The following is a 12,431-nucleotide window of genomic DNA, read 5'->3' on the forward strand; positions in this document are numbered from 1 at the left end:
CAAAATCGTATACTTTACTAGAATAAACAGATCTTACAAGATAGTTGTTTCTTGGATCCTATCCCTTATACACTTGCTTTAAAGTTTTTATGTCAATTTTCTTCATTTGAAGCAACGCTTTCATAACCATTTCTGATTTTTCAGGATTGGCGTCGTTTACCATCTCGGTTAGTTCCGCAGGGACAATTTGCCATGACACACCAAATCGATCTTTCAGCCAACCGCACACTTGCGCTTTTTCGTCTCCGCCTTCGGAAAGTTTTTCCCAATAATAATCCACATCTTCTTGATCCTCGCAATTGATGATAAATGATATTGCCTCTGTGAATTTGAATTGAGGACCGCCATTCAATGCTACGAATGCTTGTCCTTCCAATTCAAATTCCACTGTCATCACTGACCCTTCTTGCTTCCCGTGGATTTGATTTCTTCCATAGCGAGTAATTCTACCGATCTTAGAATTTTCGAAGATGGATGTGTAGAACTTTGCCGCCTCTTCAGCTTGATTATCAAACCACAAGTTGGTTGTGATTTTTTGAATTTTGTTTTTCATAATTTCTCCTTTTCGGTTACATATTAGCAAGTCTTTTATAACTAAACCCTTCAGTTATTGGGGTTATAAAAGAAATTAGTTTTTTCGATTATTGAAATACCCTATTACTATACACCATTTATCAGGAACCTAAAAAATTATGTAATGGTTAGGGTGAAATTAAAAGCGTTTGAGAATTCAATTTTTACTAGCCAATCATTTAACTAATAACCTTTATATAGCATCCTCTAAGGGTTAACGAAAAATTATATCCTTATGCTAGTTACAGTATCTTTGCCCCTGGTGATGGAAATAAAATAGGATATAGAACTTTTCACCAGTGAAAAGACCTATATCCAAATTGGAGATTAATCAATAAAGGGTCATGTTCATTTCTCAGCTCTCGAAGTTGAATTGCCATTTGATTCCGAATTTATCGGTTAACTGACCGTAAATTTTACTCCAGAATGTTTCTTGGAGCTCTAGACCAACCGTGCCGCCTACACTTAGTTTGTTAAAGATCGATTTTATTTCATCCAAATCATTACCGACATATGCCAGGCTGATATTGTTGCCTTCAACAAAGGGCATACCAGGAAAAGTATCGGAAAACATGACATTGCTTCCATTAATATTTAGCCTTGTATGCATGACTAAATCTTTCGCTTCTTCTGGAAGGGCAAATTCCGGATTAGGTGGTGTTTCACCAAAGGTCATGATATTTGGTTGTTCCGTTACAAAAACCTCTGCGTAAAACTCTACTGCTTCTCGACAATTCCCATTAAAATTAAGATATGCATCAACTGACATCTATCTCACTCCAATTTTTTTAATTTTTATTCGTTGCTACAAGTTTATTGACATTATGTTTCATTATTACCTGACAAAAAACTCCGGTGGTTCAATTCCGAGTGTTCTAAGATAGATATAACCTTGTCCCCTATGATGGATCTCATTTTCCAAGGCATATTGAAGTCTGTCAAAGTGGCTTTGTGAGGGACCGAAAAAGGGATCCTTTTCCACCATTGCAAGCGTTTCCTCGGTCATTTCCTCCCACAGTTTCCTAGTATCATCCCTTACTGCTTCGCATGCTGAAACTAGTTCCTCTTTGGTGGAAATTCCAGCAAACGAATCTGGATACTCCCAAACACTAAGTGCAATACCACGCATATATCCAATCTCAATGTTCATGATTTCTTTAACCATCTCTGCGAAAGGGCGAAGCTTCCCGGCCGGGGTATAGTGAAATAATACCTCTTCAGGGAAGGCTTCAACCACCCGCATTGTTAATCTCCTGTTGCCTTCCAATATATTTAACAAACCCTCTTTCGATATAACCACCATTTCACTCTCCTTTAAGAAATACTCTGTATAGAAGTTCTGGGGAAAATTGAAAAGTCCTGCAACTCCTGTGAATTTCTGTATGTAAAGTTTATAAGGCTTTTTTTAACTACCATGGGAAGCTTCCTAAAAATATCATTTTTCTTTTACACTTGATGAATTGAATAGGAGCATTAAAACATAGACGGTTTTTTACTCCAAGAGAGTTAGAGTTAAAGTACCATTAACTGTGGTATCGCAATATCTGGAAGGGAATTCGCACATACAGATTATTTGGATTATGCAGAAGAAATAATTAAGCAAAATACGAAAGAAATTGACTTCCCAGTCGGTAAATGGAATCTTGGTGAATATTGATTAAATCTTGTATTTATTATACGATTCAATTGGTTATATAATTCCAACCAACAATATGCTTATAAGTAATGGATATCATTAATAACGGAGCTAGCAGAAAGGGAGAGAAGCAAATGATTAATAAAGTCGGTCAAATCATGTTATATGTAAATAACCAAGACGAGTCATTGAAATTTTGGACGGAAAAATTCGGTTTTAGTGTAATTTCTGAAGAAAATAACGGCCAAGGGCTAAGATGGATTGAAATAGCCCCAACAAAGGAAGCACAAACGAGTATCATCCTGCATAATAAGGAATTCATTGCTAAAATGCAGCCGGAATTAAATCTTAATACACCTTCTTTAATGTTTTACTCGGATAATCTTGATGAATTATATAAAGACTTTTCGGAGAAGAATATCAAAGTGGGCGAACTTGTGAATATGCCATCTGGAAGAGTCTTCAATTTTGCTGATAATGAAGATAATTACTTTGCGGTCATGGAAAAGAAGTAAATCATTTAGCAAAAGATAAAAGAACATCAAAACGACTAGAAAAACTATTTTTAGTCATTTTGATGTTTTTTGATACTACTATTTAGTCTGCAGGCCTTGGCCCGGCAGGAAGTCCAGAGTTCTCAATTGTCTTGATCGGGCGAACGGTTATGTCTCCATTCACGTAAATTTGACAAGATAAACGCAAATGATCTTCCATTCCTTTTTCTTCAAAGACCTTTTTTTCTTCATGTGTGACCTCCAAAAAATCACCTGCCAATATTTCCACTCTGCAAGTTGTACATTTAGCCTTCCCGCCGCATCGGTGAAGAATATTAATACCATTATCCTCCAATGCTAATACTAACTTTTTTCCATTTTCAACTTCAAACGTTCCTTGGTCAAATACTGTTACGTAAGGCATCTAATACCACCTCTTATTATAAGATATCTTTCAACAGGTCATTAACATATCTATTCTCTTACCTTGTCCATATGACATAAAAAAATGTGAATTCATTACTGATTGATAGTTAAGATGAATAATTAATTATCTTGAAGACAAACTTTAAGTACATTCATAATTATAAATTTAACAAGGCATAAACAGAGCTAGGGAAAATAAGAATGTTCTTTATAGAGAGCCAATTAAGATTTATTGAAAAAAAGAGAGTGAAATAATAAAAGGGAGGTGCATGCCTGTGACTAATGGCAATTGTGATTTTTCACCAATGAAACAAATGTTAAAAGAGGAAATTCGTCAAGTAATATCGGCATTACAGGATAATTTAGAAGCAATGGGTGATGAAAATTATTGTCTTCTTGGAAATTTCGAGAAAATAAAGAATAAATTCGTATACATCGATATGAAAGCAGCAACATTTTATTTGAACTGTTATTTGTCACCATTTACGGACAAATATCCCGAATTATCAATTTGCGTACAAAATTTGTCGAACTTGAGACATGGAGGGTTGATTGTTATTCAACGGGGAGATTCTCTTGATTCTTTAATCCAACCAGGTATTTCAATAGGAGCGGAGTTAACCCATTCTTTATTGGAATCAATTTTTTTTCCTGGAAATCCACTACATGATGGTGCCGTATTGGTTAGTCAAAATCAGATTGTTTCCGCAGCAAATGTCCTTCCGCTTTCAGACAGACCAACAGGGGGAAAAAAACTTGGAACACGACATCGCTCTGCTTTAGGTTTATCTGAACGAAGTGATGCCCTTGTATTGGTAGTATCAGAGGAAACAGGTAGAGTTTCATTCGCATTAAATGGGAATCTGTATCCAATTAATGCGAATGGGCCTATATAGAATTTTTGAGACAATTAAGTCCCATAGTGATTATAATGTTGTAGGTAATTCACCCCCGGAAAAATAATCATAGAGCAATTGGGTAAAGGAAAACGTGTTTTTATCACTTTTGTAATTCAAAAGCTTATTTTTCTCGGAATTACAGGTACAGAAAAGGTCAAGAATTAATTAACCCGGTGATTTTTACCGGGTTTTTGGTTGCTTTTTATATAAAAAAAGGCATATGATAAATAAGGAGTCTCAATCAGAAAAGTTATAAAACGAAAGAGGATTTTAAATGATAACCATTAAAAGTGAACGAGAAATAAATTTGATGCATGAAGCGGGCAAACTTCTTGCTGCTACGCATAGAGAAATTGCAAAAATGATAAAACCGGGCATCACGACTTGGGAAATCGAAGAATTTGTCGATAAGTACTTGGAGGAGCATGGTGCTACTCCTGAACAAAAGGGCTATAACGGCTACAAATATGCAACGTGTGCATCAGTGAATGATGTAATCTGCCACGGCTTTCCGCAAAAGAAGGCCTTAAAAGAGGGAGACATCGTTACGATTGATATGGTAGTGAACCTTAACGGAGGGTTGGCGGATTCAGCTTGGACATATGCAGTCGGAGAAGTTTCCGATGAAGCTCAGCGTTTAATGGATGTAACCAAGAATGCTTTATATAGGGGCATCGAAGTTGCACGGGCAGGAAACCGTCTTGGGGACATCGGGCATGCAATCCAGTCATATGCAGAAGGTGAAAAGTTTTCTGTTGTTCGCGATTTTACAGGGCACGGAATCGGTAAAACCATGCACGAGGACCCAACAGTCCTACATTATGGTAAGCCAGGTAAAGGTGCCCGTTTAAAAGAGGGGATGGTCATCACGATCGAGCCAATGTTGAATGCAGGAACATGGCATATGAAAATGGACCAAGACGGCTGGACGGCAAGAACGGCAGATGGAAAACTCTCCGCCCAATATGAACATACCCTCGTCATTACAAAAGAAGATCCGATCATTTTAACGGAACAGTAAACAAAAAGAAGAAACGGCACAAGATAAGGCCGTTTCTTCTTTTTGTTTTATTTAAATATTTTAAAATAAACCTCGACAGAATATTCTTAATTTCTTCATCCCACAATAGATCGAATTCGAAAAATTAGTACTAGGCAGTTAGGCAGTAAAAACTTTACTATTATGTGGGAGCACAGGATAATAAGGGGAAGGAAGAAATAATTAATAAATATGTTATATAAACAGTATATAAAGGGGGTTTTGACAGTGAAGAAAGGGGAGAAACTGTCTGCAACGGTTGAAACGGTTGGGTTGAGCCAGCGGGAATTTTTAACGATTTTTTTACTACACTCTTTGAGAATAAAAGCGAATTATCCAAGGGCAATTCATCAGGACCTAAAAAATACGTTCACTGGAAAAGTACATAGCTATGACTATCTATGTAAAATATCCAATACGCTAGTCGAATCCAACCATTTATCATTATATACGAATAAGGGAAGAAATTATTATCAAATTACTGAAAAAGGCAAAGAGCTTTACATATGGTACCAAGAAAATTTCCTGGAACGGTTTTCCGAAGTGAAAAAGGTCATTGATCGCTTCATGTTTGATTTAAGGGGTTCTGGTGAAAACCCACCGGTTATTAATGAACTTCCAGAAGAATACAGGTCGTATTTCTCAAAAATAATATCGGTAAAAGACCTTGTCCGTTATGTAACTTTAAAAGCCGCTTTCACTAAGAAGCCCATTTACATGGGGGAAATTGGCGATCTGCTTAAAAATCAGTTCGGTTGGATCGCTTCAAACGGCTATTTATACGATTTATCTCATGAAATGGAAGAGAACGGCCTTCTTGTCGGCAGATGGGAAAGTGAAAAACGAACTAAACGGTATTTACGAATCACAGATGAAGGACAGCATCATTACAAACAGATTGCGGATTCTGCAGCCTTTCAAGTCCAGGAAATCCAAAAATACATGGCCAGTGTCGTTATGTTCTTAAAAGAAAAGAGTTAAATGAATATAAGAAATGGAGCCCCTAATTTTGCAAGGAGATTGAAGTTACATGCTTAAATTGAATCGTTCAAGGGTAAATGTTACTTAAAAAACTTCTTAACAAGGGGGAATGACTGATGGTGGAAAAACACGAAGAAATGGGAAGCATATTCAGTTTCATTAAAGGCCAGGTAGATAAGCTGCCCATTTCACAATCGAAAAAGAACAAAATGCTCGACCAGCTCCTAAAGCTTAAAACGATGACAGTTGATGCAAGGGAACCGCGAATTGCTCTTGTCGGAAGGCGAGGGTCCGGAAAATCATCACTGATCAATGCGATGTTTGGACAGGAACGGCAATATGTCAGTTCCGTTAAATCTGGAACGGGTAAGGGAAAATGGCTTTGGTACCCGAGTGATGCCGAGCCCAAAATCCGTTTGCTGGACTCCCGGGGACTGGGTGAGAGTGAAGCTCCTACGGAAGAGTTCGAAGAAGAAACACCAATGGATGAATTGATAAAAGCGGTAACCGAAGAACAGCCTGATGTGTTTCTTTTCTTGATTAAAGCAAAAGAAACAGATTCAAGGGTTGAAGAAGATTTAAATGAGTTGAATAAGCTGCGCAAAATTGTTAAAGAGAATCACCATTATGATGTACCCGTAATCTGTGTGGTCACCCAAGTGGATGAATTAGATCCGCCACATTATAAACAAGCACCTTTTGATGCCAATCCTAAGAAAAAACAGAATATTGATGAAGCCGTCGCTTTGATGTCAAAACGATTTAAAGAGTGTGAAATACCACTATTGAACATCATTCCTATTTGTTCGTATATTGATTTTGATGAAGAAGGAAATATTGAATATGATATGCGTTGGAACATAGATTTGCTTTCTGATTACTTGATCGAGGCCTTACCCAGTGAAGCGAAGCTGAAGACCGCCAAAGCGATGCAGAGCCAATTCGTTAAGAAGAAATTCGCGCGGACGATAGTGGGAACATTTACGGCAATAGCCGGTTTAATAGGTGCAGAGCCAATACCTTTCGCTGATTTTCCCATTTTAACCGGCATTCAAGGTTTGATGATTGTGGTGATTGGTTTTATCGCGGATAAGGAAATCAATACAAAAACTGCAAGTGAATTCATTGCGGCATTAGGGATCAATGTTGGAATCGGTCTCCTTGTCAGGGAAGGTGTCAGGGCTGCAGTCCGATTCATCCCAGGAGCTGGTCTAGCGGTTTCCGGTGCGGTAGCTGGCGCGGTCACATATGGAATCGGGCAAGCAGCGATAGCTTACTTTCTCGAAAACAAAGATATTGATCAGGCGAAGGAAGCTTACAAGAATGCGAACAAAGAATATAAAAATGAAGATATTGACTCTTAATGGGCAGATTCAAATCATAAACTACACTAAGGTGATATGATAAAGTGGCGTTCGCAGTTCTGTTTCTGCTGCTAAATGGTTCAGGATTTTGTTTACTACAGGAGGATGATCTTCATGTCGTTTTTTCATTCACAGAAGCAAAAAGAATATATTCAAAAATTAGAGGAAGCGATTCAGTCCTTTTCCGGCCGATCTGAAGCGCTTGATGATTCAAAGGGATTTCCTTTTGAAAACATTCAGGTGTTAAAGGAATTCGGATATCCCCAATTAACTTTAGCAAAAGAAGATGGAGGATATGGAGGTTCCTTATATGATTTTCTCCTATGCCAAGAAAAAATAGCCCAATATTGCGGCCCGACAGCCTTAGGAATAGGGTGGCATGTCGGAACGGTCCTATCCTTAACGGAGAAGAGACCATGGGAAAAAGGAGTCATGAATGAATTGTTTGATGAAGTGTCGAAAGGCGCTCTCATCAACACGGCAGCATCCGAGGCTGGAACGGGAAGCCCGACGCGCGGAGGCCGACCGGAAACGATCGCTATCAAAAAGGGTCATCAATGGAATTTGAATGGCAGAAAGACTTTCACTACACTCTCACCCGTCCTTGATATTTTTCTAGTAACGGCATGGGTTCCCGAGGATGAGCAGCTAGGCACATTTTTAATTCATCGTGATGTAATGGGGGTAAGTATAGAAGAAACTTGGGATATGATTTCCATGCAGGGGACAGGAAGTCACGATTTGGTATTAAATGATGTCAGTCTGCCTGAAAAGTATTATGTGATGAAAAGCAATCCTGGTGAAAAAAGAAAACCTGAAGCGTGGCTATTACATATACCGGCATGCTACTTGGGTATCGCAGTGGCTGCCAGAAATTACGCAGTCGAATTTGCGAAAACCTATTCTCCCAATAGCTTACCAGGACCAATCAGGGACCTTCCGAATGTTCAACGGACAATCGGGGAGATGGAACTGGAATTGGGCGAAGCACACCATTTCCTCTACTCTGTCGCAGAAAAATGGGTGCGGCACCCTGAAGATCATGATGAATTATCGAAGCAATTGGGTGCTGTTAAGTTATCGGTCGTCAACAAATCGATTTCCATCGTCGATAAAGCGATGAGAGTCGTTGGGGCCAAAAGCTTACAACGAAATAATCCCCTGCAACGTTACTATAGGGATGTACGCGCAGGACTTCATAATCCTCCGATGGATGATGCGACAATTACCATGCTCGCAAAGTCAGCTCTTTATTAAGTTCGTATTCGGATCTTTTTTTGATGGCACTGAAATGACTTCGTCGTTTCAGTGTTTTTTTCTAGCCCTGAATCATCCGCTTTCTTTGTTGGTCCCTCTAGCTGCATCTTTTTTTAGACCAGCATGGAAATTCCACTAGCTTATCATTCTCTATCTTGTTATGATTGATACACCTGTCTAAATCTTCGAAAAATATCGAAAGTTCGGTGTAAAAATGAATCTTATGACAAAAGATTTACTGATTAACTTTTTAATTATCCTTTTTCCGATCTTTTTATTGCAAATGAGCTATCTAGTGAAGTACGTATATCGTTTAGATGCATTAAAAGGATCCTTCCTATCGATTTTCCCTATTCTTTCACTTGTTCTATGCATGCTATTTCCCGTTGTTATAGAAGAGGATTTCGTTTGGGATCTTAGATGGATCCCTTTTCTTTTAGGCGGTTTATATGGAGGCTATCGGTTAGGAATCATATTGATAGTCATCACTCTTCTAATTCGCTATTTATCAGGGGGGGAAAATGGATTTTACATTTCATGCATCACCTTTCCACTCATTGGAGTTTCCTTGTTTTTTATATCTAAATACTATCTGAAAATGTCTGTCATTAAAAAAATTCTCATCGGTATATCATTAATCTTCATTGTGCAAATTCTCACACAGTTTATTTCAATAGAAGTATTTGAACTTACTATCGGAATAAGTCTATGGAAACAATACTTCACGATCCAAGTCATAGGAATCGTTGTTGTAATCTTACTTTGGGAAGTCATCCTCACTAATTTTCAGGTTCTCGAAAAATTAGTGAAGGCGGAAAAATTGCAAATCGTTAGTCATCTGGCTGCAAGCATATCTCATGAAGTCAGAAATCCCCTTACTGTTACCAGGGGCTATATTCAAATGTTAAGCGAAGACGTGCCTTCCCATACAAAGGTCAATTATGCAAATATTGCACTGAAGGAATTAGATCGGGCCACGGAAGTCATTAATGATTATTTGACATTTGCTGCCATAAGCCCTGAAAACACAGAGCGATTAAGGGTATCCGAGGAAATTCAGCATGTCGTGAACAACATAAAACCATTGGCTAACAATAATCGAACAGAATTGAAGCTATCCCTAATTGAAGATGGAGCTTATTATATCATGGGGGAAAGGAAGAAATTCCAGCAATGCTTGTTCAATATCTTAAAGAATGGCGTAGAATCGATGCAACATGATGGTGTAATATACATACAGTTAATTCGTGCTGCCACCACCATCCAAATTAAGATTCAAGATCAGGGAATTGGGATGACACAGGAACAAATATACCGTTTAGGTGAGCCTTACTTCACGACAAAAAATAAAGGGACGGGATTAGGCATGATGGTTTCATATAGCGTTATCAAAAGCATGGATGGAACGGTACATGTGTCAAGTGTACAAGGGAAAGGGACATGTTTCTCTATTAACCTGCCAATACATAAAAACGAGTCTATTTAAGTTTAATGTAAATTGACGGTTTTAAACTCATAGATTACAATTTAAGTAAACTACCAATATTATGAAATGATTCAATGACGCATTTGATGCCTAAGGGAGATGATGAAATGAAATCGCTTACAGATGGACAAATCATTTGGGAACCGACAAAGGAACAAATCGTGCAAACGGTAATGACTAAATACGTGAAATGGTTAAAAGAAAAGAAAGGTTTAACATTTCATGATTATCATGAATTATGGAAATGGTCGGTAGATGAACTGGAGGAATTTTGGGCTTCAATTTGGGATTATTGTGATGTAAAAGCAGCCAGGAAATATGACAGGGTTTTAGCGGAGCAATCAATGCCAGGAGCGAAATGGTTCGAGGGGGCAAGGCTTAATTATGCTGAAAATGCATTATTGAATGATCAAGAAGAAAAAACGGCGATTTTTTTTCGTTCCGAACATATCAGGCAGCAAGAGGTTAGCTGGAAAGAGCTGAAAGAAAAAGTAGCTTCTGTCGCCCATTCATTAAGGAAACTTGGTGTGAAATCCGGTGACCGTGTTGTTGCCTATATGCCAAATATTCCTGAAGCGGTCATAGCTTTCTTGGCAACAGCAAGCATAGGTGCCATCTGGTCCAGTTGCTCACCTGACTTTGGGGCAAGAAGTGTCATAGATCGTTTCAAACAGGTTGAACCGGTTGTATTACTGGCGGTTGATGGGTATCAGTATAATGGAAATGTATATGATAAAACATCAGTCGTCTCACAGCTTATACAGGAATTGGTCACTCTCAAGCATACCGTGTTAGTTCCTTACATAGAAAAAACGGTTTTGGAAGTGAATCTGGCAGATGTGATTCCTTGGGATGACCTTTTAAAAGAAAAGACAGAATTATCTTTTGAAAGTGTTCCGTTCGATCATCCGCTGTGGATTCTTTATTCATCAGGTACAACCGGGATGCCAAAACCAATTGTACAAGGGCATGGCGGTATATTATTAGAGCATTTTAAATCAACAAGAATCCATCAAGGCATGACTTCCGAGGATACTGTATTCTGGTTTACGACGACAGGCTGGATGATGTGGAATCTCCTTATGGGCGGTCTACTTAATGAAGGGACCATCGTCCTTTATGACGGCAGTCCTTCTTTTCCGAATATGGATGCCCTTTGGGAATTGGCGGAAGATACAGGCATGACTTTCTTTGGAACAAGTGCACCTTTCCTTACTAATTCCATGAAGTTAGGAAACAAACCCATGGGAAAATATGATTTATCCAAATTGAAGGCTCTTTTTTCCACTGGAGCCCCATTGTCTGGCGACGGTTATAAATGGGTGTATGAGAATGTCAAGAAGGATATCTGGCTAAGTTCATCCAGTGGCGGAACCGATGTTTGTGCCGGTTTTGTTGGAGGTGTCCCAACATTGCCCGTGAGAATCGGAGAAATACAAGGAAGGGCATTAGGGGTTTGTGCGGAAGCCTTTGATGAGCATGGTCAAACATTGATTAATGAAGTCGGTGAATTGGTCATTACCAAACCGATGCCGTCCATGCCGCTATACTTTTGGAATGATCAAGACGGGTCAAGATACTACGAGAGTTATTTCAATACGTATCCTGGCATATGGAAACATGGTGATTGGATAAAAATCGACGACAAGGGCAGCTGTATCATTTATGGACGTTCCGACTCGACCATCAACCGTTCTGGTGTACGGATGGGAACTAGCGATATCTACCGGGTAGTCGAAGCGATAGACGAGGTGATGGAAAGCCTTGTCATTGATAGGGAAGTGCTTGGCCGGGGTTCCTCACTGTTGCTGTTCGTTGTTCTTAAGCCCGGTAAAGCCCTGGATCCTGCATTGACGGCAAAAATCAAGGAACAAATCAGAGGGCATGTGTCCCCTCGCTTTATTCCTGACCAAATCCATGTAGTTGAACAAATTCCAAAAACATTGAACGGAAAGAAAATGGAAGTCCCGATTCGTAAAGTGTTATTAGGGTTCGAGTTTGATAAGGTAGTGAATGCAGACTCCATGGGAAATCCAGAATCGCTACAGTTCTTTAAAGAATTAGCTCTCGAGTTGAATGAGAAAAAAATATTCTAGCATTAAGGCGGAGCAAAAAGCTCCGTCTTTTTTTGTTACTGGAGGTGATAAATTTGTAAAATTTACTAGGGATTTGACTCCCTAGTTTTTTTTCATAAAGAATAATGACAGTTAGCACTGACGAACCTTTTATAAAACGAATTACCGATTTTTAACGAATTTAGATAAGTAATTTAAATG

Annotated in this window: 12 protein-coding genes; 8 read left to right on the plus strand and 4 right to left on the minus strand. The window is 38.7% G+C overall.

Translation table 11 applies throughout. From position 1 onward, the window contains the following. Positions 1-58: 58 nt before the first annotated feature. The 3 genes from J7J00_RS21495 to J7J00_RS21505 form a co-directional block, all read right to left on the minus strand. Complete coding sequence (locus J7J00_RS21495) at positions 59-553, minus strand: VOC family protein (protein ID WP_214794440.1); 495 nt, start codon at positions 551-553, stop codon at positions 59-61. 375 nt (positions 554-928) lie between these two features. Then, complete coding sequence (locus J7J00_RS21500; protein WP_214794442.1) at positions 929-1,342, minus strand: VOC family protein; 414 nt, start codon at positions 1,340-1,342, stop codon at positions 929-931. Positions 1,343-1,408: 66 nt separating this feature from the next. Then, entirely contained in the window at positions 1,409-1,876 is a 468-nt protein-coding gene (locus J7J00_RS21505) for a DinB family protein (RefSeq protein WP_286201509.1), read from the minus strand. Between the two features lie 467 nt (positions 1,877-2,343). Here J7J00_RS21505 and J7J00_RS21510 point away from each other — a divergent pair, with 467 nt between their 5' ends. Beyond that, a complete protein-coding gene (locus J7J00_RS21510) occupies positions 2,344-2,724 on the plus strand; it encodes a VOC family protein (protein ID WP_214794444.1) in 381 nt (126 codons plus the stop codon). A gap of 82 nt (positions 2,725-2,806) precedes the next feature. Here J7J00_RS21510 and J7J00_RS21515 read toward each other — a convergent pair whose 3' ends face one another. Next, entirely contained in the window at positions 2,807-3,127 is a 321-nt protein-coding gene (locus J7J00_RS21515) for a 2Fe-2S iron-sulfur cluster-binding protein (RefSeq protein ID WP_214794446.1), read from the minus strand. A gap of 271 nt (positions 3,128-3,398) precedes the next feature. Here J7J00_RS21515 and cdaS point away from each other — a divergent pair, with 271 nt between their 5' ends. The 7 genes from cdaS (at position 3,399) to J7J00_RS21550 (ending at position 12,251) form a co-directional block, all read left to right on the plus strand. Next, positions 3,399-4,025 (plus strand): sporulation-specific diadenylate cyclase CdaS, encoded by a 627-nt coding sequence (gene cdaS / locus J7J00_RS21520; RefSeq protein ID WP_286201510.1) that lies wholly within the window; start codon positions 3,399-3,401, stop codon positions 4,023-4,025. A 277-nt stretch (positions 4,026-4,302) separates the two neighbouring features. Continuing rightward, on the plus strand, positions 4,303-5,049 hold the full coding sequence (gene map / locus J7J00_RS21525; protein ID WP_214794450.1) for a type I methionyl aminopeptidase: 747 nt from the start codon (positions 4,303-4,305) through the stop codon (positions 5,047-5,049). A gap of 246 nt (positions 5,050-5,295) precedes the next feature. Then, positions 5,296-6,048, plus strand: coding sequence for a PadR family transcriptional regulator (locus tag J7J00_RS28710; protein WP_181762328.1), 753 nt, complete (start codon positions 5,296-5,298; stop codon positions 6,046-6,048). Between the two features lie 116 nt (positions 6,049-6,164). Continuing rightward, positions 6,165-7,412, plus strand: coding sequence for a GTPase family protein (locus tag J7J00_RS21535; RefSeq protein WP_214794452.1), 1,248 nt, complete (start codon positions 6,165-6,167; stop codon positions 7,410-7,412). Positions 7,413-7,526: 114 nt separating this feature from the next. After that, positions 7,527-8,669, plus strand: a complete 1,143-nt coding sequence (locus J7J00_RS21540) for an acyl-CoA dehydrogenase family protein (protein WP_214794454.1) — start codon at positions 7,527-7,529, stop codon at positions 8,667-8,669. 223 nt (positions 8,670-8,892) lie between these two features. Continuing rightward, positions 8,893-10,155 (plus strand): sensor histidine kinase, encoded by a 1,263-nt coding sequence (locus tag J7J00_RS21545; protein WP_286201511.1) that lies wholly within the window; start codon positions 8,893-8,895, stop codon positions 10,153-10,155. A 107-nt stretch (positions 10,156-10,262) separates the two neighbouring features. Then, a complete protein-coding gene (locus J7J00_RS21550) occupies positions 10,263-12,251 on the plus strand; it encodes an acetoacetate--CoA ligase (protein WP_214794458.1) in 1,989 nt (662 codons plus the stop codon). The last annotated feature ends 180 nt before the right edge of the window (positions 12,252-12,431 follow it).

The organism is Bacillus sp. ISL-4, assembly GCF_018613275.1.
GTDB classification, from domain to species: Bacteria; Bacillota; Bacilli; order Bacillales; family DSM-1321; genus Peribacillus; species Peribacillus simplex_E.